The following is a 22510-nucleotide window of genomic DNA, read 5'->3' on the forward strand; positions in this document are numbered from 1 at the left end:
TCCGGACCGCTTTCGACGGCCCGTATCTCCCGACGCGACCGGGCGGTATGGACGTGGTATCCCCTCGGAACAGCGAGGAACAGGAAAAGGAGGAAATTACGGGATGCAGCTCTATTCGAAGAAGACCCTTGTAATCAACGGTGTTCCCCGAACGGTGATCTCCAATCCCGACGCCCTGCTGGCCGACGTGATCCGGAAACAGCTCGGCCTCACCGGGACGAAGATCGGCTGCGGCCAGGGCCAGTGCGGCGCCTGCAACGTCATCGTCAACGGCAAGGTCGTCCGGTCCTGCGTGACTAGGATGAAGCTCGTCCCCGACCACGCCCATATCCTCACGATCGAAGGCATCGGAACTCCCGACACGCTTCACGCGATCCAGTGGGCGTTCATCGAGAACGGCGCGGTCCAATGCGGCTTCTGCACCCCCGGATTCATCGTCGCCGCGAAGGCGCTCCTCGACGTGAACAAAAATCCGACCCGCGAGGATATCCGCGACTGGTTCATGAAAACAAAGAACCTCTGCCGCTGCACGGGCTACAAGCAGATCACGGACGCGGTCATGGACGCCGCCGCGGTGCTCCGCGGCGAGAAGAAGATGACGGATTTCTCCGGGAAGCTCAATCCGGACGGATCGCTCTTCGGCTCCCGCTATCCGCGGCCGAGCGCGGTCTACAAGGTCACCGGAACGTGGGACTTCGGCGACGACCTCGGGCTCAAGCTTCCGGAAGAGACGCTCTTCTGCGCGCTCGTCCAGGCGGAGGTCTCGCACGCGAACATAAAGGGCGTCGACGCGTCCGAAGCCGAGGCCATGCCCGGCGTGGCGAAGATCGTCACGGCGAAGGACGTCAAGGGAAAGAACCGGATCACCGGACTGATCACCTTCCCGACGAACAAGGGCGACGGCTGGGACCGGCCGATCCTCTGCGACACGAAGGTCTTCCAGTACGGAGACGCGATCGCCATCGTCTGCGCCGACACCTACGAACACGCGAAGGCCGCCGCCGCGAAGGTCAAGGTCGACCTCGAAGTGCTTCCGGCCTACCTGAACGCGATGGACGCGATGGCCGACGACGCGATCGAGATCCATCCCGGCACGCCGAACGTCTATTTCGAGCAGAAGGTCGTCAAGGGCGCCGATACGAAGCCGATCATGCAGTCGGCCGACGTGACGGTCGAGGACGACTTCTACCTCCAGCGCCAGCCGCACCTCACGATCGAGACCGACGTGGGATTCGCGTTCTTCGATGACGAGGAGCGCCTCACGATTCACTCCAAGAGCATCGGCATCCACCTGCACCACGCGATGATCGCCCCCGGCCTCGGAATCGCGCCGGAGAAGCTGCGCCTCGTCCAGAACAACGCGGGCGGAACGTTCGGCTACAAGTTCAGCCCGACGATGGAGGCGCTCGTCGGCGTCGCGGCGATGGCCACGGAACGCCCCGTCTTCCTGCGCTACGACATGAAGCAGCACATCACCTACACGGGAAAACGCTCCCCGTTCTTCGTCAAGATGAAGTACGGCGCCGACAAGACCGGAAAGATCAACGCGATGGAGCAGACCTTCTACGTGGACCACGGTCCGTATTCCGAGTTCGGCGACCTGCTCACGCTCCGCGGAACCCAGTTCATGGGCTCGCCCTACGGCATCGCAAACGTCCGGGGCGCGGGGTACACCGTCTGCACGAACCACGCGTGGGGCTCGGCCTTCCGCGCCTACGGCTCGCCGCAGTCCTTCATCGCGACGGAAGTCCTCGTCGACGAACTCGCCGAGAAGCTCGGCATGGATCCGCTCGATGTCCGCGAAGTGAACGTCCTGCGCCCCGGCGATACCTTCCCGACCGGGCAGGCGCCCGAAGTCTACCCCTTCCCGAAGATGGTCGACATGATCCGGCCGAAGTACGCGGAAGCCGTCCAGCGTGCGAAGAACACTTCGACGGAGACCGTGAAGCGGGGCGTCGGCCTTGCGCTCGGCGTCTACGGATGCGGCCTCGACGGTCCCGACTCGTCCGCTGCGTGCGCCGAGCTGACGCGCGACGGAGTGACGATCTACAACGCGTGGGAAGACCACGGACAGGGCGCCGACGCAGGGACGGTCGGCACGGCGTCGAAGGCGCTCGCGCCGCTGAACCTCAAGCCCTGCCAGATCCACACCGTGATGAACGACACCGCGCTGACGCCGAACAGCGGCCCCGCTGGCGGAAGCCGTTCGCAGGTCATGACGGGCAACGCGGTCCGCGTCGCGTGCGGCATGCTGGTCGCGGCCATGAAGAAGCCCGACGGAACCTACCGGACCTACGACGAGATGGTTGCGGAAAAGCTCCCGCTGAAGTACGAGGGAACCTGGGGCGCGACGATGTGCAAGGCCTGCGACGACAAGGGGCAGGGCGCCCCGTTCCCGGTCTACATGTACGGACTGTTCATGGCGGAGGTCGCCGTCGAACTTGTCACCGGAAAGACGACCGTCGAGAAGCTCACGCTCATCGCCGACGTCGGCAGGGTCGTCAACCGCGACGTCGTCGACGGACAGCTCTACGGAGGACTCATTCAGGGGCTCGGGCTCGCCCTTTCGGAGGACTTCGAGGACATCCGGAAGCAGACCTCCCTCGCCTCGTGCGGTATCCCGTACATCAAGGACGCGCCGGACAACATGGAGCTCCACTATATCGAGAGCGACCGCGAGGACGGACCGTTCGGCGCTGCCGGCTGCGGAGAACTGCCGCTCACGGCGCCGCACCCCGCCATCATCAACGCGATCTACAACGCCTGCGGCGCTCGGGTGACGAAGCTCCCGGCGTACCCGGAGAAGGTTCTCGAGGCCCTGAAGGCGAAAGAGGGCGGCTGCTGCTGAGGCGTGTAACCCGTCGGAGCCGGCGGCTCCCTGAAAACGTCCTTCTAATGAAGCGGGAGGACGGAAACATCGAATAGCGTAACAAGGCGGGGGGCTCTCTCCGCCGGGGCGGACTTTCGCGCCGGCGCGACGGGCCCCCTCGTTCATGACGACAGGAGGAACCCGCATGGGACTGAATGGCGAACGACAGCCGCCGCTTTCGACGGCGCATGAGGAGCTCGAGGCCCGCTGCATCCAGGAGGAAGCGCCCAGATGTCAGGCCGCCTGCCCGGCGCGCGTGGATGTCCGAGGGCTCTGCGCGGCGCTCGCGGGTGGAAACCCGGACGAAGCGCTCAGGATCCTGCGAAAGAGCGTCCCGTTTCCCGAAATCCTCTGCCGGATCTGCGACGAGCCTTGCCGCCCGACATGCCTTCGGGGCGAGAGAGGCGATCAGGTGAGGATACGGATGCTCGAAAGGGCCGCCGTCGAGTTCGGACGCGAGGCTCCGTCGAGGCGTCCGATGGTGCGGAAGAAGCAGCGGATTCTCGTCGCCGGTGGAGGGCTCGCGGGGCTGACGGCCGCGAAGGAACTCGGGCGGAAGGGGTATGCGGTCACGCTTCTCGTTCCGGAGGACCGCGTGGGGGGAGAGCTTCTCGGACTCCCCGGTGCGATCCTCCCCGCGAATGTTCTCGAGGAAGCGGTCGCGTCGCTTCCGGAGACGGTGACCGTCCGGACCGGAGCGCGCGCGGAGCTTCCGCCGAACGCTGAGTGGGACGCGGCGTTCCTCGCCGATCCCCGCTTTGTCGCGGATGCGGCCGGAGACGTCCTGACGCTGCTCACGGCGATTCCCGGCGTTTTCGCCCCTCCGGAGCGGGCGGCTCTTTCCCCGGTCACGCGGCTCTCGTGGGGGAAGCGGGCGGCGATTTCGATCGACCGTTTCCTCCAGAACGCGTCGCTGTCCGCCTCGCGCGAGAGGGAGACAGCGACGGAAACGAGGCTCTTCACGTCGCTCGACGGCGTCGAACGCGCGGAAGCGATCGCTCCGGCCGAGGGGGAGCGCTACGACGGGGACGAAGCCGCCGCCGAGGCGCGGAGATGCATCCAGTGTTCATGTCTCGAGTGTGTGAAGCGGTGCCCCTTTCTTGACCATTACGGGTCGTATCCGAAGCTCCACATCCGAACCATCTACAACAACCTCGCCATCGTCATGGGAAACCGGACCGCGAGCCGCATGATCAACTCGTGCGCCATCTGCGGACTGTGCGCCGACGTCTGTCCGAACGCGCTCGACATGGGGGCGGTCTGTCTCGAGGCGAGACGCGCGCTCGTCGCCATGAAGAAGATGCCGACATCGGCGCACGACTTCGCGTTGCGCGACATGGAATCGAGCGGTTCGGAGGAGTTCTCTCTTTGCAGGAACGAACCCGGGACGGAACGCTCCGCGTGGCTCTTCTTTCCTGGCTGTCAGCTCGGTGCGTCCGACCCGTCGCTCGTGTTCCGCGCCTACGCGTACCTCAGAGAGTGCCTCCCGTCTTCCGACGGAGCGGGTGTCGGCATCCTGCTGCGATGCTGCGGTGCGATCGGAAGCTGGGCCGGACGCGACGATCTCGCGAACGCGGAGCGCGGCGCGCTGCTCGGGGCATGGGAGGCGATGGGGTGTCCCGTCCTCGTGACCGCCTGTCCCTCGTGTATGCGCGAACTCCGGAATATCCTGCCCGAAGACTCGCTCCGGTCGCTCTGGAGCGTGATGCGCGAATACGGCCTTCCCGTCGCGGAAGCGCCCGCCGGAACGCTCGCGGGAATGGGTGGCCTGACGCTCAGAGATCCCTGTCCGGCCCGCGGCGACGCGCGGACGCGCGTCGATGTCCGGGAACTCCTTCGGCTCCGGGGACTTCCGGAAGCTGCGCGGAGCGACGCGTCTCAGGCGGAGTGCTGTGGATACGGGGGGCTGGTGACCTTCGCGAATCCCCCCGTCGCCGAGGCATTCGCGCGCCGGGCTGCCGACGGCGCCCGCGTCGTCACCTATTGCGCGATGTGCCGCGATCTGTTCGCGCGAACCGGCGCGGAGGCGTATCATCTTCTCGACATCCTGTTCGCGCGTCACCCCGAAGAACTCGTCCCGCGTCCGTGTCCGAGCTGGTCGGACAGGCGCGACCGCAGACGGGCACTCCGGGCGGAACTGCTGCGGACCGTCTGGGGGGAGCGTGTGGCGATGCGTGAGTCGGCCGTTCGCGTGCTGTTTTCCGGCGAGGTCGAGGCGGTCATCGATCGCCGATGGATCCTTCGCGAGGATATCGAGTCGGTCGTCGAGACGGCGGAGCGGACGGGGCGGAAGTTTCTGCACCGATCCTCGGGGCGCTTTCTCGCGAGCCGTCGCGTCGGGACGGTGACCGTCTGGTGCGAGTACGAGCCCGAGGGGGGCGCGTTCCGGGTCGTGCGCGCCTACAGCCACAGGATGCGGGTCGGGGAGGAGGAGGACGATGGTCGCAAACAATAGCGATGTCCGGCGGGAACTCGCCGTTTCCGAAGAGTGGACGTGCTTCGCCTGCAACGAAGCGCTCGTGATGCGCGAAGCCCCGCTTTCGTACCAGGGGGCGACCTTCCGCGTCGAGCTTCCGTGCTGTCCGAAGTGCGGACAGTTCTTTCTCCCGGAATCGGTCGCTCTCGGGAAGATGGCCGAGGTCGAGCAGGCGCTTGAGGACAAGTGATCCCGCGGACGCGGCGAGACTGCACGGCATGACGCTCCGTCCCGGAGGCCTGCGCCTGACGGAAAGGGCCTGCGATCTCGCGGGCGTCGGGGCGGGGGCGAGGCTTCTCGATGTCGGATGCGGCGCCGGAGGAACCCTTCGTTTCCTGCGGTCCCGCGGCGTCGACGCGTGCGGCGCCGAACCGGACGAGCGCATGCGATCCCTGTGTCTCGCCGACGGCCTTCCGGTCGAGGACGGCCGCGCGGAATCCCTTCCGTTCGGGAATGAGGCGTTCGATGCGGTTCTCTTCGAATGTGCGCTGTCGCTCGCGGCGGACAGGAAACGGGCGGCGGCCGAGGCTGCGCGGGTTCTCGTCCCGGGAGGACGCGTCATCGTCGCGGATCTGTGTCGTCCCGAACGGGACGCCGGGGCGCGGGACGATTTCGCGGACTGCGGCGGGAGCGCCGGAGGGTGCGCCGCGGGCGCGCTGACGCCCGGCGGCTGGGTGGCCCTTCTCGAGGGGGCAGGATTCACGGTTATCGTCCTGGAAGATCATACGGACGACCTGAAGAGCTTCGTGGCGAAGTGCATCTTTTGCGATCTTTCCCTGCCGTTCGCCTGTCCGCGCGCGGGGCGGCGGTCGCGGCGGGGCTATCTGCTCCTTGTGGGGCGAAAGGGAGTGTCCGACGGTGAGTGAACTCATGATGGATGTCGCGGCGCTGAAGGCGAAGGGGTTTCACTGTGCGCAGATCATCGTCCTTCTCGGGCTCCGGATGCTCGGGAAGGAGAACCCCGATCTCGTCCGAGCGATGCACGGCTTCACGGGAGGACTTGGCCGCTGCGGCAGGCTCTGCGGGTGTCTCGCGGCGGGACTTTCTCTCTTCGGACTGTACGCCGGAAAGGGAACGGAAGAGGAATCGGAGGACCCGATGATCTACATGATGGCCGCGGAGCTCGGGGATTGGTTCCGTGAGCGTTTCGGATCGGACCAGTGCTGCGACCTCACGAACAACGATCCGGATGTGAAGAAGACGGTCTGCCCGCCGATCATGGAGGAGACGTTCGCGAAGGTGCTCGAAATCCTCGAATCTCGCGGATACGATCCGGAGGACGCCTCGCGTCCGGCGGGCGGACCGGGAGCATGACCACCGCGTTCGGAGCGACGAAGAGCGTCTGCCCCGTCTGTCTGCGGCGGATTCCTGCGTTCCGGGAGCGTTCCGGGGGGGATATGGTTCTCGTCAAGACATGCCCCGAGCACGGGGAGTTCCGCGCCGTCGTCTGGCGCGGTGCCCCGGACCCGGAATCGTGGTATGGTCAGAAAATTCCGTCCTTCGCCGGTTCGCGTGAACCGGACGTCCGGCGCGGATGCCCGCTCGACTGCGGCCTGTGCCCGGATCACCGGCAGGGAACCTGCACGGCGATCCTCGAGGTCACGATGCGGTGCGATCTTCGCTGCTCGGTCTGTTTCGCGGACGCCCCCGGCCCGTTGGGGGACGACCCGGCGATCGGGGAGATCGAGGCGATGTGCCGGGTCGTGGAGGCGGCCGCGCGATGCAACGTCCAGCTCTCCGGCGGCGAACCGACGATGCGCGACGATCTCCCGGAGATCGCGGCGATGGCCGCGAAGGCGTGCGGAGGTCTCGTCCAGGTCAACACGAACGGTCGTCGCCTCGCTCGGGACGCGTCCTTCGCCCGCTCTCTCGCCGATTCCGGCGTGTCGTCGGTGTTTCTGCAGTTCGACGCCGCGGATGACTCCGTGTACGAAACGCTCCGCGGCCGTCCGCTGATGAAGGAGAAGAAGGCCGCGATCGAAACGTGCGCTGCCGCGGGACTCGGCGTCGTTCTCGTTCCGACGCTCGTCCCCGGCGTCAACGTCGCTCCCGGCCCGAAGGGACACATCGGAGCGATCCTCGACTTCGCGATCGCGCACTCTCCGGTCGTCCGCGGCGTTCACTTCCAACCCGTGAGCCGTTTCGGCAGATTCCCTGGGGACGACAGGCGACGCGTCACGCTCCCGGAAGTCCTGCGGCTGATCGAGGACGAGACGGGAGGGCGCATGAAGGTCGCGGACTTCGCGCCTCCGGGGTGCGAACACTCGCTGTGTTCCTTTCATGGAGACTACCTCGTCCGGGGGATCGGGGACGTCGCCAGTCTGAGACCGCGCCGGGAGGACGGCGGGTGCGGATGCGCCGACGCGGGGGCGGGACGCCGCGCGGCGGTGGACTACGTCGTGCGAAACTGGGGAGCCGCTCCAGGGGGGACCGGTGGTAGCGACACCGGAGGATTCGACGCAATTCTCGAGCTCTGCCGGAAGGGGCGCTTCACGGTTTCCGCGATGGCGTTCCAGGATTGCGAGACGCTCGACCTCGAACGACTCCGAGGCTGCTGCATTCACGTCGTCACGAGGGACACCGCTCCCGGAGGCGGGAGAACGTCGTCCGGCGGATACCGTCTCGTCCCGTTCTGCGCGCGGTATTGTACGTCCCTCGACGGAACGCGTCTCTACGCTCCGCATTCCGGCTGACGGCGATGCCGAAGGCGACGCTCGACGACCGGATCGCCCGCGGGCTCGGCCTGCCGTCGCTGTCGCGCGAGGCGCTCGACGCGCACAGACTCCTGGCGCTCAACGCGACGCTCGCGCGCGTCGTCCGCGAGAGCCCGTTCTATGCCCGGCGCCTCTCGGATGTCCGTCTGCCGCTCCCCTCGCTCGAAGCGGTCGCCGGCCTCCCGTTCACGACCCCGGAGGATCTTGCCCGGGAGCCCGAATCGTTTCGGTGCGTGGCCCCCGGCGAGGTCGAGCGCGTCGTCACGCTCCGGAGTTCCGGGACGACCGCACCGCCGAAACGGGTGTTCTTCTCGCGAAGCGACATCGACGACACGCGGGCCTATTTCGCGGCAGGGCTCACGACGCTGGTCGATCCCGGCGACGCGGTGTTCGTCCTCTACCCGTCGGAGACGCCTAACAGCGTCGGGGAACTTCTCGGAAAGGCCGCCGGAGACATCGGGGCCCGGGCCATCTTTCCCGTTGCAGGAGAAGATTTCCGCGCGCTGTCCGCGCGTCTCGGACGGGAACGCGTCCGCCTTCTCGCGGGCGACCCGATCCAGCTCGTGACGTTCGCCCGTTTCGGCCGGTTCTTCGGGACCGGATTCCGGGCGTCGCGGGTTCTCCTGTCCGCAGATTCCGTCCCGACATCGCTCCGCCGGGCCGTCGAATCGGACCTCGGGGCCGAAGTCTTCGCGCACTACGGGAGCCGCGAGACGGGGTACGGCGGGGGGCTCGAATGCGCCGCACACGGGGGGTACCACATGCGGGAAGCGGACCTTCTCGTCGAGGCGGTCCCGCATGGCGGTGCGCACCCTGCCGTCCCCGGGGAGGCAGGGGAACTCGTCGTGACGACGCTGCGCAGGGAGGCGTTTCCGCTCGTCCGGTACCGGACGGGCGACGAGGGACGGCGCGCTGCCGCCCCATGTCCGTGCGGAACGCTCCTCGAAACGTGGACCGATGTCCGGCGAATCGGGCGGGAGTCGCTCCCGACGCCGCTCGAGTCGAGAAATACGCTCGAGGAAGAAGCCTTCACGCTTCCGTTCGTCCTCGACATCCGAATCCTCGCCACGGAAGACCGGATCCGGATCGCACTCGATACCCTGCCGCTCCCCGCGTCCGCGGACGCGGATCTCGAACCGCTCCGTCGCAGCGCCGCGGCCGTCGGGTCGGTCCGCGTGACGCTCGAGATCAGGGAAATCGCGGAGCCGGACCTGTCGCCGCGGCCGAAACGCCGGATCGAACGGACCGATTCCTCCTCCAGTCAACACGACTGATCACCGGGCAGTTTTCCCCGTTCCGCAGGAGAAACCGTGATTGCCGCGATCTTCTCCCAGAAAAAATACCGATTCCGCCTATTCATGCATCGTGATACATAATTAGCCCGAACGGAGGGACGAACGATGACCAAGGGGATCATTCGGATTTCGGACGCGGCGTCGATCGCGCTCCGTGCGACGGCGTTTCTCGCCGCCTGCGACGGTGTGGCGAAAATTCCGGATATCGCGGCCGCGATCGGCGCGTCGAAGAATCATCTCGCGAAGGTTCTCGCGCTGCTCGCGTCGAAGGGGCTCGTGCGATCGGAACGCGGCCCCGCGGGAGGCGTCCGTCTCGCCCGCCCCGGACGGGAGGTATCGCTCGCCTCCGTCTACGACGCCGTCGAGGAGTCGTGCGCCTCCGGCGCGTGTGATCGGGCGGCCGGACCTTGGGGGCCGTGTCTTCTCGGAAAGAGGGGATGTTCCTTTCGGGAATGTCTGTTCCGTCCGTTCATCGGCGAAACGCAGCGACGCTTCCGCGCCGTCCTCGAGTCGCATTTCCTTCCGGATCTGTCGGGCGTCGGGGACGGAAGTGGCGGAGCAGGCGGGGAGACTGACGGCGTTCCGGACGCGGGGAGTCCGGCGACGGAGGAAAAACGGGTATCGCGAAAGGATGGGAGAGAGCTGTGTTGAAAAAGTTGTGTCTCGTTGCTTCGTGTGCGGTGATTATCGCGGTGATGACGGCGGCCCCGTCGCGGGCCTTCTGGGGAAAGTATTCGTCCGTGGCCGTGACGGAAGGGACGGTTCGTGTCTCAGCGGCGGATCTCGAAAGAGGCAGGGCTCATTTTTACAAAGCGGATATCGGCGGAAAGGATATCGCGTTCTTTCTTGTCAGGGACATGGAAGGGAACGTCCGTGCGGCGTTCGACGCGTGCGATGTGTGTTTTCACGCGAAAAAGGGATACTCCGAGGGGAAGAACGCTCTCATGATCTGCAATCAGTGCGGCATGCGCTTCCCGGTCGCGCGGATCGGTTTCGAAAAGGGCGGCTGCAATCCGGCTCCGCTCGCGATGGCACTCGATGGCGAAAGCGTCATCGTCAGGGCGGACGACCTCGCGGCCGGCGCACGGTTTTTCTAGGGAACAGGCGATGAACATCCTCACGATTCCGTTCCGGAACATCAGGCGGAAACCAGCGAAGACGCTTCTGCTGCTCCTGGTCTTCACGCTCGGCGTGGTGTCGATCGTTTCGCTCGTCTCATTTTCCCGGGTGGCGCGTCACAGCCTCGAACAGAAGCTCTGGGCGTTCGGCCCGAACATCCTCGTCTTCCCGAAGACCGAGCAGATCCGCCTGAGCTACGGAGGAATGAACGCCGGAAACGTCACGACCGACGTCCGGTTTCTCGACGAACGTGCCGTTCTCGCGGGCATCGACGCGATCCCGAACCGGGGCAACGTCCGCGCGGTCTCGCCGAAGCTCGTGACAGTCGCCGCGATGACCGTTCCCGGGAAGGCGTCCGCATCGGGAGCGGACTCGAACGTCGGCGTCGTCGGCGTCCTCTGGGACAGGGAAAAGCTCATCAAGAACTACTGGATGCCGCAAGGCCGCTACCCTGAGACCGAGGAGGAACTTCTCGCGGGACACGCGGTCGCCGCCCGCCTCGGGCTGAAGCCCGGAGACCGCGTCGGGCTCTTCGGGCGCGAGATGCTCGTGAGCGGCGTCCTCGAACCGACGGGAAGCGACGACGACGGCGTCGTCTTCGGAAATCTCGCGCTCGTCCAGGAGAACGCCGGACGCCGGGGGAAGCTGAACTTCCTCGAAGTCGCCGCGATCTGCGCCGGGTGTCCGATCGGCGACATCGTCGACCAGATGCGCGCGGCCGTTCCCGACGCCGAGATCACGGCGATGATGAACGTCGTCGAGCAGCGGATGTACTCGCTCGACTTCGTGTCGAACCTCATCCTCGCGGTGAGCCTCATCATCCTCTTCATCGCCTGCGCGATGGTCGGACTCTCGATGATGTCCCAGGTCAACGACAGGAAGCGGGAGATCGGCCTGCTGCGCTCGATGGGCTTCTCGAAGGGCCGCGTTTTCCAGATCGTCTGCTTCGAGGGTTTTCTTCTCGGCGTCGCCGCAGGAGGCATCGGCTATACGATCGGATTCGTCGCCTCGGAGAAGATCCTCGGTGCGCTCAGGATGCTCGAGGACGCGTCGCTGACCTTCGAACCGGCGCATCTTGCGATCGCGTGCGGCGTCTTCGGCCTCGTTTCGACGGCCTCGTCGCTCCTTCCCGCCTGGAAGGCGTCGAGGATCGAGCCGTCGGAAGCTCTCGTGAGCATCTAGGAGGGACGGAACATGATCGAAGCATTCGGAATCGGCAAGACATTCCGTTCGAACGGAAGTGAGATCCATGCCCTCCGCGACGTCTCGCTCTCCGTGCGGGACGGGGAGTTCGTCTCCATCGCGGGACGCTCCGGGTCGGGAAAGACGACGCTTCTCAACGTCCTCTCGACGCTGATGCGCCCAGACTCGGGAACGATCCGCTACGACGGCCGGGATGCGGCCTCGATGGATGCCCGCGAGCTCGATGCGCTCAGGAAGAACGAGATCGCGATGGTCTTCCAGTTCCATTATCTCCTGCCGTACCTCACGGCCATCGAGAACGTCGCGCTTCCGTTCATGGACTCCATGATTCCCGTGAGCCGGGACCGGACCGACCACGCGATGCGCTGTCTCTCGCGTGTCGGTCTGAAGGGAAAGGAACACCGGCTTCCCGGACAGCTCTCCGGGGGCGAGCAGCAGCGCGTCGCGATCGCGCGGGCGCTCGTCACGTCGGCGAAGATCCTCTTCGCCGACGAACCGACCGGGAGCCTCGACAAGGGGACCGGACGTGAAATCATGGAACTCATCCGCGGGTTCACCGACGACGGGCTCTCGGTCGTCATGGTGACGCACGACAGAGAATACGCATCCGTCGCGGACCGCGTTGTTTCCATGGAGGACGGACGGATCGTCGTATAATGAGAGCAACGGATCCCGGACTCCGGGGCCGCATCGGAACAGAGGAGGAGACGGCATGGATATCGTGATCGCGGGACTCGGAGGCATCGGCGGATACTACGGAGGCAGGCTCGCGGCAGCCTTCGGCGGTGGGAGCGCGCACCGGGTGACGTTTTTCTGTCGCGGAGCCCATCTCGACGCCATCCGGAATGAGGGGCTCGAAGTGCGTGCGGTGGACGGGACCTTCACGGCGTGTCCGTCATTCGCGACGGACCGGGGCGAGAATCTCACCCCGTGCGACCTTCTTCTCGTCTGCGTCAAGACGTACGATCTCGACGTCGCAATCCGCGAGGTCCGTCCGGCGATCTCGCCGTCGACGGTCGTCCTGCCGCTCGCGAACGGCGTCAACAACGCGCGCGCCATCCGGAACATCATCCCCGGATCCGTCGTTCTCAACGGCCTCGTCTATATTTCGTCGTTCATCGAATCTCCCGGAGTGGTCCGGCAGATCGGCGGCAGCCGCACGCTCGTCTTCGGTCCCGAAACGGGGCCGACGGATCCCTTCGAGCCGCTCGCCGCACTCCTGAAGGAGGCCGGGATCGCCGCGACTCTGTCGGCGGATATCCGCGCCGAGGTCTGGTCGAAATTCATCTTCCTGTCGCCTCTCGCCGCCGTTACGACGCTGTCGGCGAAAACCTTCGGGGAACTCCAGAAGGACGCTCCGAAAATGGCGCTCCTGAAGGATCTCATGGAGGAGGCCAGGCTCGTCGGAAAGGCGCTCGGCGTGACGTGGCCGCCCGATGTCGTCTCGAAGTCGCTCGGGAAGTTCGAAGGTTTTCCTCCCGAGACGAAGACATCGATGCAGCTCGACGCGGAGAGGGGAAAGCGCACCGAACTCATGGAACTCGTCGGCTCGATCGTCGAAATGGGAAAGGACGCGGGCGTCCCGACGCCGAGGTATGCGGCCGTCTTCGCGGAACTCCGCGGGAGGGTGAAAAGCTGAAACCCGGATGCGCGCCCGATACGTCCGCCCCTGGAATACGGATCCCCCGCTGTGGTCCCTGCGCCCGGCGGGGGATCCTCTTTTATGCGGCGCATTCCGGTGTCTTTCGACAGAAAAACGGAAGGAGAATCCCTCGGTGCGCCGATACGGCGGATAAAGACGCTGAATCTTGATGCCGCTTCCCCCGGCAGACTTGATTTTTCACGAAATACGTGAAAACATGAGATAAACAATATTGCTTCAAAATTTGTGTTACTAAAAATTATATACGTGCTACGTAAGAGGGAGGGAATCGGAAGCGCTTTTCCGGACGGAGTCCGTGTCCGCATTCGTTGCATGGGGCGAACAGCCACATCACACTGCCCGTCTTTCGACGGGAGGTTGGGACAAAGGAGGGGGAGTATGTCGTTCAGCGCCCAGGAGATGGTCGAAAAGACCAGAAAGATCGTAGCCCCCTGGAAGGAGAAAAAGGGAGGACTCATTCCCATTCTCCAGGAAGTCCAGAAGGAACTGGGGTACATTTCGACGGAGGCGATGGAGACGATCTCGAAGGAATTGAAGATTCCGAAATCAGAGATCTACGGGGTTGCCACGTTCTACGCCCAGTTCCACCTGAAGCCCAGAGGTCGTCACGTGGTCCGGGTGTGCCGGGGGACGGCGTGTCACGTTCGCGGAAGTCTCGCTGTACTTGAAAAAGTGAAGGAAATCACGGGCATCCAGGAAAACGAAACGACGGATGACCTCCGGTTCACGATCGAGCCGGTAGCCTGTCTGGGAGCCTGTGGCCTCGCTCCCGTCATGATGGTGGATAGCCAGACCTTCGGTCGCCTCGTTCCGGGGAAGGTCCAGGGTATCCTCGACACGTTCCGGTAGGACGATCCGTCCGGAGCGAAGGGGAGGAATCGGAGCATGACGAACAAAATCAGGACCCTCGACGACCTGCGCCGCATCCGCGAAGCTTCCACGGACCTCACCTCGGCGAGGAGCAAGGGACGCGCGAGCATCGTCGTCGGAATGGGAACCTGCGGCATCGCCGCGGGAGCGCGCGAGGTCATGACGGCGGCGCTTCAGGAACTCGAGAAACGGAACATCCACGACGTCTCTGTGACGACGACGGGCTGCATCGGAATGTGTCAGCAGGAACCGCTCGTCGACGTCATCGCCCCCGGGATGGGGCGCATCACCTACGGTCTCGTGACGCCGGAGGACATGGCGGCCATCGTGGCGGAACACATCGTGAACGGCCACATCGTCGAACGGCTCGTTATCGGACGGGCCGACTGAGGGGGGGGGAGACCATGCCTATCTTCCGTTCCCACATTCTCGTGTGCGGCGGCACCGGGTGCTCGTCCAGCGGATCTCAGGACGTCCAGAAGGTTCTCCGCGACGAAATCGCGAAACGCAACCTGGACAAGGAAATCCTCGTCGTCCAGACCGGATGCCACGGAATGTGCGAAATGGGGCCCATCGTTGTCGTCTACCCCGAGGGGACGTTCTACTGTCGGGTGCAGGCATCCGACGTCCCCGAACTCGTGGGGGAACACATCGTCAAGGGCCGTCCCGTCCAGAGGTTGCTCTACTCGGTCCCCGAAGACGCCTCGAGGGTGCCATTCTACAAGGATATCCCGTTCTACGGCAAGCAGCACCGCATCGCGCTGAAGAATTGCGGCTACATCAATCCGGACAACATCGAGGAGTACATCGCCCGCGGGGGATACGAGGGGCTCGGAAAGGCGCTGACGTCGATGACATCCGCGCAGGTGATCGACGAGGTCAAGGCTTCCGGCCTCCGCGGCCGGGGCGGCGGCGGCTTTCCCACGGGCCTGAAGTGGAGCTTCGCCGCGAAGTCGCCCGGACCCAAGAAATACGTGATCTGCAACGCCGACGAAGGCGACCCGGGAGCGTTCATGGACCGCTCCCTCATCGAGGGCGATCCGCACGCGATCATCGAGGGGATGATGATCGGCGCGTACGCCATCGGAGCCGACGAGGGGTACGTCTACTGCCGTGCGGAGTACCCGCTCGCGATCGAACGGCTGAAGACCGCCATCGCCCAGGCCGAGGAGTTCGGCCTGATGGGAACGGATGTCCTCGGAACGGGATTCAACTTCACGCTGCACATCAAGGAAGGCGCCGGAGCGTTCGTCTGCGGCGAAGAGACGGCGCTCATGGGCTCGATCGAGGGACGGCGAGGAATGCCGATGCCCCGGCCGCCGTTCCCGGCCGTCCACGGCCTCTGGGGAAAGCCGACCAACATCAACAACGTCGAGACGTGGGCGAATGTGGCGCAGATCATCGTCAACGGCGGCGCGTGGTACGCGTCGATGGGGACGGAGAAGTCCAAGGGAACCAAGGTTTTCGCCCTGACGGGGAAGGTGAAGCATACGGGGCTCGTCGAAGTCCCGATGGGGATCACGCTCCGGGAGATCATCTTCGACATCGGGGGAGGCATCCTGAACGACAGGAAGTTCAAGGCCGTCCAGATCGGAGGTCCGTCGGGCGGATGCCTCACCGAAGAGCATCTCGACCTTCCCGTGAGCTACGAGTCGCTGACCGGCGCGGGCGCGATCATGGGGTCGGGCGGTATGGTCGTCATGGACGAGGACAACTGCATGGTCGACGTCGCCAAGTTCTTCCTCGAGTTCACGCAGCGCGAGTCGTGCGGAAAGTGCGTCCCGTGCCGCGAGGGGACGAAACACATGCTGCTCCTTCTCGAAAAGATCACGTCGGGCCGGGGAACCATGGAGGATATTTCGACGCTCGAGCAGCTCGCCGAAATGGTCAGGGAGATGTCGCTCTGCGGACTCGGCCAGACGGCTCCGAACCCGGTCATCACGACGCTGCGCTACTTCAGGGACGAGTACGAGGCGCATATCAGGGACAAACGATGTCCTTCGCACGCCTGTACGGCGCTCCTGCGGTACGAGATCGACCCCGAAACGTGCAAGCGCTGCGGCCTGTGCGCCAAGAACTGCCCGGTCAGCTGCATTTCTGGTTCCCGGCAGGAACCCTACCGCATCGACCAGGAAAAGTGCATCCGGTGCGGGACGTGCTTCCAGAAGTGCCCGTTCGGCGCTATCGGGAAGAACTAGCGCGGCCAGATGGAGGAATCGACGGATGAGTGACATAACCCTGAATATTGACGACATCGTGTGCAAGGGGAGCCGCGGCGACACGATCCTCGAGGTCGCCCGGAAGAATGACGTGTACATCCCCACGATGTGCTTCCTCGAGGGGCTTTCCCCGATGGGATCGTGCCGGATGTGCGTCGTCGAGGTCGAGGGGAACCCGAAGCTCATGACATCCTGTACGACCCCCGCCTCGGACGGGATGAAGGTCCATACGAAGACGGAAAAGCTCCGGGCCTACCGGAAACAGATTCTCGAACTGCTCTTCGCCGGACGGAATCACTTCTGCATGTTCTGTTCCCAGAGCGGAGACTGCGAACTCCAGCGCCTCGCCATCGAACACGGAATGGATGCCGTGCGGTACCCGTTCCTGTATGCGGACTTCAACAACGATACGAGCGACGGGGCGATTCAGGTCGACCACAACCGCTGCGTTCTCTGTCTCCGCTGCATCCGGGTGTGTGCCGAAAAGGTCGGGGCGCACACCCTCGATCTCGACAAGCGGGGCTGGGCGTCGCGCGTCGTCGCCGATATCGGGCTGCCGCTCGGAAAGAGCGATACGTGCGTCACGTGCGGTGCGTGCGCGCAGGTCTGTCCGACGGGGACCATCACGCTTCGGGAGTTCGCCTACCGTGGTCGCCGGCACGACTGCGACGACCAGGTCGAAAGCATCTGCCCGCTGTGCGCGATGGGCTGCCGCATCCGGGCCTTCGTCCGGACCGGCAGCGTCGCCCGCGTCGAGGGCGTCTGCGTCGACTGCCCCGACGGCGGACAGCTCTGCCGCAAGGGAAGATGGGGGTTGCCGGAATCGACCGAGCGCGAACGCGTGACCAAACCGATGATCCGTCAGGGATCGACGTTCCGCGAGGCGACGTGGGACGAAGCGCTGACGCTCGCCGCCGACAGGATCCGCGCCGCCGCACCGACTGGCCGTGCCGGAGCGGTCGTCTCCGAGCTCTGCACGGACGAGGAATTGTCCATCTTTGCGGATTTCTTCAAGGGAAGTCTGCGTTTCGACAAGGTCGACTGCTTCGCGGGCGACGCGCTCCGCGGATTCGTCAGAGGGTTCGAGCCGTTCACGAAGCAGGGGCTGCGGCCGTTTACGGGCGCTCACGATATTCTCCAGGCGGATGCGATCCTCCTTCTCGGCGCGAATCCGCAGGACGAGGCCCCCGTGACGTCGAGCTACATCCGCGTCGCGACCATCCGGAACGGCGCAAAGCTGCTGAACGTATCGCACTGCTGCGATCCATACCCGAACATCTCCGACGCGGATCTCCGGGTGCCGGTCGAGGATATGGGAACGACACTCGCAACGCTGACCGGAGCGCTCGAAAGGAGAGAACCGATCGAATGCGCCGGGATGGCGGTTCTCGACGCGATCGCGTCTCACCTCCGGAACGCGAAGAAGCCCGTCGTCGTTATCGGCAGCGCAGTGGCGCGCTTCCACCCGGAACTGGTGACGGCGGCCGTCAACGTCGCAATAGCGGCGAAGGCGTTCTTCGGGGACGGCCTCGGCGTCGTCCCGATGGTTACGACCGGAAACGGCCTCGGAACCGTGAATACGATCCTCGCCGACACTCCGTGGGTGGAGGACGCGAATCTCGATTTCATGTATGTCTTCTCGACCGGCATGGTCCCGGACGCGAAACCGGTGCTCGAGGCGATGTCCCGTGCCCGGTTCGTCGTCGCGCATACGCCCTACATGGTTCACCCGCTCGTCAACATGGCGGATATCCTGTTGCCGGCACCTGCGTGGTACGAGCGCAGCGGACACTACTGCACGCTCGAGGGGGAACGGAGGAGAATGAACCTCATCGTTTCTCCGAAAGCGGAGCTTCGCGGTCTGTCCGTCATTCTTCACGATATTGCCGCCGGCGCGGGTGTTCCGTTCGAAACGGGCAATTCGGCGGTCCCCTGCGAAAATGTATTCAAATCGACGCTGCCTCCGGAGCAGGCGCGAATCGCTGCGGTATCCGCGCCCTCCACGGCCGGCGCCAGGGAGGTGTAGCCCGTGGCCAAGCCAAAACTCGCATCCGTCTGGCTCGAAGCCTGCGCCGGGTGCCACATGTCGTTTCTCGATATCGACGAACGTATCGTCGACCTGATCGGCAAGGTCGATCTCACGTCGACGCCGATAACGGATATCAAGGAGATTCCGGACGTCGACGTCGGCGTCATCGAAGGCGCTCTCGGCAACGAAGAGGAGGCTCACATCGCCCGGGAACTCCGTTCGAAGTGCAGGATCCTCATCGCGTGGGGCGACTGCGCAGTGTTCGGCGGCATCAACTGCATGAGGAACTTCAGAAGCGTGGGTGATGTCCTGAAGAAGGGGTACGTCGATACGATCTCCACGGTGAACCCCGAGGGCGTCATTCCGGGCGGAGACGTCCCGGCGCTCCTGAAGCACGCGATCCCCGTGGACCGCGAGGTCCGGGTGGACGTCTACGTGCCCGGATGCCCCCCGGACGCGGATACCATACTGTACGTCTTCCAGGAGATCCTTCAGGGCAGAATCCCGAAGGTTCCTTCCGACAAGATGCGCTACGACTAAAGAGGAGGAGCGCACCCATGGCACAGGACAAGAACACAATCGTCATCAATCCGATCACCCGGATCGAGGGACACGGCAAGATCACCGTGCAGCTCGACGAACAGGGACAGGTGAAAAGCTCCCGGTTCCACGTCACCCAGTTCAGGGGCTTCGAGGCCTTCTCCGAAGGACGGGACTTCCGCGAAATGCCGGTCATCACGCCGCGGATCTGCGGTATCTGCCCGGTGAGCCATCACCTCGCGTCCGCGAAGGCATGCGACGCGATCCTCGGCGTCACGATCCCGCCGACGGCGCACAAGCTCCGCGAACTCATGCACATGGCCCAGATCGTGCAGTCGCACGCGTTGTCGTTCTTCCACCTTTCGAGCCCCGATCTCCTTTTCGGGTTCGACGCGGATCCGGCCGTCAGGAACGTCGCCGGACTCGCGAAGGACTTCCCCGAGCTTGCGGTCATGGGGATCGGCATGAGGAAGTTCGGACAGGAGATCATCAAAACGCTCGGCGGTAAGAAGGTCCATCCGTGGCACAGCATTCCGGGCGGTGTCAACAGGAGTCTGCGCGTCGACGAACGGGATTCGATCCTCAGGGATCTTCCGGGCATCAAGCAGAACCTCAGGAAGGCGCTCGACCTGATCAAGAAGTATCTCGCCGAACACGATTCGGTCGCACGCGGTTTCGCTACCGTCGAGACGTCGTATATGGGACTTGCCCGTGACGGATTCCTCGAACTCTTCGACGGCGACATCCGTCTGAGAGGACCGCGGGGCCGCGTCACCGACGAGTTTCCCGACACGGAATACCATCGCTACATCGGCGAACACGTCGAAGCGTGGAGCTACCTCAAGTTCCCGTTCTACCTGCCGCTCGGCTACCCGCACGGCTCCTACCGGGTCGGACCGCTCGCCCGGCTCAACGCCTGCGACGACATCGCCACGCCGGAGGCCTCCGCGGAACTGTACGCCTTCCGGAGAACGACGGCGGACGGCGTCGTGCATTCCACGATGTACTATCACTACGCGCGGCTCATCGAGATCCTCTACGGTCTCGAGCGCATGGAGGAGCTTCTGAATGACCCGGACATCATCGGAAGCGACCTCCGCGTGACGAGCACGGACCTGCAGCCGGAGGGAATCGGCGTCGTCGAGGCGCCGCGCGGAACGCTCATCCATCACTACCGGGTGGACGAAAAAGGAGCGATACGGGACGTCAACCTGATCGTCGCGACCGGGCACAACAACTGGGCGATGAACAAGGGCGTCGAGATGGTCGCCCGGGAGTACATCAAGGGATTCGACGTCGCCGAGGGAGTCCTCAACCGCATGGAACACGTCATCCGCTGCTATGACCCGTGCCTTTCGTGTTCCACGCACGCGGTCGGGAAGATGCCGCTCGCGCTCGAAATCCGGGATGCGCAGGGGCGGACGATCCGGACGTTGAAGAAGGATTGACGGAATCGATATCCATTCCGGATGAAGGGCGAAGGGAGGGGCACGCATGAGGGCGATTGTATGCGGATACGGCAACCCGTCGCGCCAGGACGACGGAGCCGGACACGTTCTCGCTCCAATGATCGCCGCCTGGCTTGAGGAACGGGGCGCCGACGTAAGGCTCGAGTGTGCGCACCAGCTCCTGCCCGAACTTGCGGAGGACCTTGCGGATGCGGATCTTGCGGTATTCGTCGATGCCTCCGTCTCCGGGGAGGATGGGAACGATGCGGAGGACCGGTGGGGCGCGGTGCGGGAACTGGCCCCCGATCCCGTTCTCGAGGGAGCGAACCTGCATTCGATGGGACCGGAGTGGCTCCTCGACCTCATGGACACGCTTCGTCTGCGTCGGCCTCGGGCTGTTCTCGTGACCGTCGCGGGCGTTTCCTTCGACTTCGCCGACGTCCCGACGCCTCTGTGCCTCTCTCGCGCCGGTAAGGCCTTCGACGCGTTCAAATCGTTTCTCGGGCGGCCGACTCCGCCCGGATCCCCCGAAGCCCCGTTCCGGCCGTCGCGGACCTGACGGAAATCGGCGCACTGGTCGCATGAATATGCCCCGAACCGGATGGAGATATCCATCCGGTTCGGGGCTATGCTTTTCCCGGAGATGAAAAGTCGCCTCGCCCGGGGACGTTCCCGAACGGGGCGACGGAAGGAGGAATCACTTCATGCGATTGTGGCGGACGAGTCCGGTGTCCGGAGTGACGCTCGTGAGGGGCGAGGGGACGAGGGTCTGGGATGATCGCGGGAGATCCTACGTGGATCTCCTTTCGGGAACGTGGTGCAACGTTCTCGGGTATGGATGCCCGGAGTTGGTGGAAGCGATCCGCGATCAGGCGGGAAAACTCGTTCACAGCGGGACGCCGTTCGGAACGCGGGAGGTCGACGACGCGCTGGACGCACTGCGGGAGATCGTGCCTCCGAAGCTCGACCGCGTCGTTCTGACGAATACCGGGAGCGAATCGGTCGAACTCGCGCTCAAGATCGCCTGCGCGGCGAGCGGAGGAGCTCCCTCGGCCGTGGTCGGCGGCGGGTACTACGGAGCGACCTCGTATGCGTACTCGCTTTCCGAGGCGGGCAGGAACGCCACCTGGCTGCCCGGAAGCGAATCGACCCTGCGCCTGCCTACGCCGCACTGCGCGCGCTGTCCGAAGCGCGAGACGTGCAGGGGAACATGCCCGTGCCTCGACCCGTTCTCGGACCAACTCGAAGCGGCCGGCGGCCGAATTTCCGCAGTCCTCTACGAACCCGTCATCGGCGGAGGGATCCTGGTCCCGCCCGTCGGATACGGCAAACGGCTCCGGAAGTTCGCCGATTCCTGCGGCGCGCTGCTGATAGCCGAAGAGGTCACGACCGGAATGGGGCGGACCGGAAAATGGTTCGGCTTCGAGCACGACGATATCACGCCCGACATCCTCGTTCTGGGCAAGATCCTCGGGGGAGGACTTCCGGTCGCGGCCGTCGTCACGACGGAAGACGTCGAGCGCAGAAGCGCGGATGTCCTCGGCCGACACGTCCAGTCGCACCAGAACGATCCGTTTTCGGGACGGATCGCTTCGACGGTGATCGGTATCCTCAGCAGGGGAGGGTTCGTCGAACGCGCGCGGGTCGTCGGGGAGCGACTACTCGGAGGACTCCGGAAACTCGCCCGCGAGTTTCCGGCGATCCGCGACGTTCGGGGCCGCGGCGCGATGGTCGGCGCCGAGCTCGCGCCGCAGTACGCCGACCGGGGGCCAGAGCTGTCCCGCGCGCTTCTCGACGCGGGATTCATTCAGGACTTCCACGTTCCGACCTCGACGCTCAGGCTCTTTCCGCCGTTCGTTACGGAAACGGACGATCTCGACGCCTTCACGGGCGCCTTCGGTCGCTCCGCGGCTGCGTTGCTTCGCTGAAAGGCGGCTGCGCGATGTTCGAGAGCACGGATTTCGCCGGGTTGTATCTCGTCGCCTTCGGGCGCCGGACCGTGAATCCTTCGTGGGACCAGAAGATTCCGGAGAACGACGGCTTTTCGCTTGACAGGTGACTAGGA

General features: G+C 64.8%; 20 protein-coding genes. All 20 read left to right on the forward strand.

Translation table 11 applies throughout. From position 1 onward, the window contains the following. The first annotated feature begins 103 nt into the window (after positions 1–103). On the forward strand, positions 104–2848 hold the full coding sequence (locus ACZ5IU_RS11455; protein ID WP_464417404.1) for a molybdopterin-dependent aldehyde oxidoreductase: 2745 nt from the start codon (positions 104–106) through the stop codon (positions 2846–2848). A gap of 166 nt (positions 2849–3014) precedes the next feature. Further along, on the forward strand, positions 3015–5324 hold the full coding sequence (locus ACZ5IU_RS11460) for a pyridine nucleotide-disulfide oxidoreductase/dicluster-binding protein (protein WP_464417406.1): 2310 nt from the start codon (positions 3015–3017) through the stop codon (positions 5322–5324). Beyond that, positions 5308–5535: a DVU_1557 family redox protein gene (locus tag ACZ5IU_RS11465; RefSeq protein WP_464417408.1), complete on the forward strand. Its 228-nt coding sequence runs from the start codon at positions 5308–5310 to the stop codon at positions 5533–5535. Before ACZ5IU_RS11460 ends, ACZ5IU_RS11465 begins: the two co-directional genes overlap by 17 nt. A gap of 28 nt (positions 5536–5563) precedes the next feature. Continuing rightward, a complete protein-coding gene (trsM, locus tag ACZ5IU_RS11470) occupies positions 5564–6211 on the forward strand; it encodes a DVU_1556 family methyltransferase (protein WP_464417410.1) in 648 nt (215 codons plus the stop codon). Continuing rightward, the gene (locus tag ACZ5IU_RS11475) at positions 6204–6659 is read left to right on the forward strand and encodes a DVU_1555 family C-GCAxxG-C-C protein (RefSeq protein ID WP_464417412.1); all 456 of its coding nucleotides are present in this window, start codon (positions 6204–6206) and stop codon (positions 6657–6659) included. The genes trsM and ACZ5IU_RS11475 overlap by 8 nt, the downstream gene beginning before the upstream one ends. Continuing rightward, positions 6656–8038, forward strand: coding sequence for a radical SAM (seleno)protein TrsS (gene trsS, locus ACZ5IU_RS11480; protein ID WP_464417414.1), 1383 nt, complete (start codon positions 6656–6658; stop codon positions 8036–8038). Before ACZ5IU_RS11475 ends, trsS begins: the two co-directional genes overlap by 4 nt. A gap of 5 nt (positions 8039–8043) precedes the next feature. Then, on the forward strand, positions 8044–9333 hold the full coding sequence (locus ACZ5IU_RS11485) for a DVU_1553 family AMP-dependent CoA ligase (protein WP_464417416.1): 1290 nt from the start codon (positions 8044–8046) through the stop codon (positions 9331–9333). A gap of 126 nt (positions 9334–9459) precedes the next feature. Beyond that, on the forward strand, positions 9460–10005 hold the full coding sequence (locus ACZ5IU_RS11490) for an RrF2 family transcriptional regulator (RefSeq protein ID WP_464417418.1): 546 nt from the start codon (positions 9460–9462) through the stop codon (positions 10003–10005). Next, positions 10002–10451 carry a DUF2318 domain-containing protein gene (locus tag ACZ5IU_RS11495; RefSeq protein WP_464417420.1) on the forward strand — a complete coding sequence of 150 codons (450 nt, stop codon included), beginning with the start codon at positions 10002–10004 and terminating at the stop codon, positions 10449–10451. Before ACZ5IU_RS11490 ends, ACZ5IU_RS11495 begins: the two co-directional genes overlap by 4 nt. Positions 10452–10461: 10 nt before the next feature. Then, entirely contained in the window at positions 10462–11655 is a 1194-nt protein-coding gene (locus ACZ5IU_RS11500; RefSeq protein ID WP_464417422.1) for an ABC transporter permease, read from the forward strand. A gap of 12 nt (positions 11656–11667) precedes the next feature. Beyond that, entirely contained in the window at positions 11668–12333 is a 666-nt protein-coding gene (locus ACZ5IU_RS11505; protein ID WP_464417424.1) for an ABC transporter ATP-binding protein, read from the forward strand. 55 nt (positions 12334–12388) lie between these two features. Beyond that, entirely contained in the window at positions 12389–13315 is a 927-nt protein-coding gene (locus ACZ5IU_RS11510; RefSeq protein ID WP_464417426.1) for a ketopantoate reductase family protein, read from the forward strand. A gap of 402 nt (positions 13316–13717) precedes the next feature. Beyond that, positions 13718–14188, forward strand: coding sequence for an NADH-quinone oxidoreductase subunit NuoE (nuoE, locus tag ACZ5IU_RS11515; protein WP_464417428.1), 471 nt, complete (start codon positions 13718–13720; stop codon positions 14186–14188). 36 nt (positions 14189–14224) lie between these two features. Then, entirely contained in the window at positions 14225–14599 is a 375-nt protein-coding gene (locus ACZ5IU_RS11520) for a (2Fe-2S) ferredoxin domain-containing protein (RefSeq protein WP_464417430.1), read from the forward strand. A gap of 14 nt (positions 14600–14613) precedes the next feature. Further along, positions 14614–16407: an NADH-quinone oxidoreductase subunit NuoF gene (gene nuoF / locus ACZ5IU_RS11525; protein WP_464417432.1), complete on the forward strand. Its 1794-nt coding sequence runs from the start codon at positions 14614–14616 to the stop codon at positions 16405–16407. 25 nt (positions 16408–16432) lie between these two features. Beyond that, positions 16433–18454, forward strand: coding sequence for a molybdopterin-dependent oxidoreductase (locus tag ACZ5IU_RS11530; RefSeq protein ID WP_464417434.1), 2022 nt, complete (start codon positions 16433–16435; stop codon positions 18452–18454). 3 nt (positions 18455–18457) lie between these two features. Beyond that, complete coding sequence (locus ACZ5IU_RS11535) at positions 18458–18997, forward strand: NADH-quinone oxidoreductase subunit B family protein (RefSeq protein WP_464417436.1); 540 nt, start codon at positions 18458–18460, stop codon at positions 18995–18997. A 17-nt stretch (positions 18998–19014) separates the two neighbouring features. Beyond that, positions 19015–20445, forward strand: coding sequence for a Ni/Fe hydrogenase subunit alpha (locus tag ACZ5IU_RS11540; RefSeq protein WP_464417438.1), 1431 nt, complete (start codon positions 19015–19017; stop codon positions 20443–20445). Positions 20446–20491: 46 nt separating this feature from the next. After that, positions 20492–21004 (forward strand): hydrogenase maturation protease, encoded by a 513-nt coding sequence (locus ACZ5IU_RS11545; protein WP_464417440.1) that lies wholly within the window; start codon positions 20492–20494, stop codon positions 21002–21004. 145 nt (positions 21005–21149) lie between these two features. Then, positions 21150–22373 (forward strand): class-III pyridoxal-phosphate-dependent aminotransferase, encoded by a 1224-nt coding sequence (locus ACZ5IU_RS11550; RefSeq protein ID WP_464417442.1) that lies wholly within the window; start codon positions 21150–21152, stop codon positions 22371–22373. Positions 22374–22510 lie beyond the last annotated feature (137 nt).

It is taken from the genome of Lactivibrio alcoholicus (assembly GCF_055390895.1).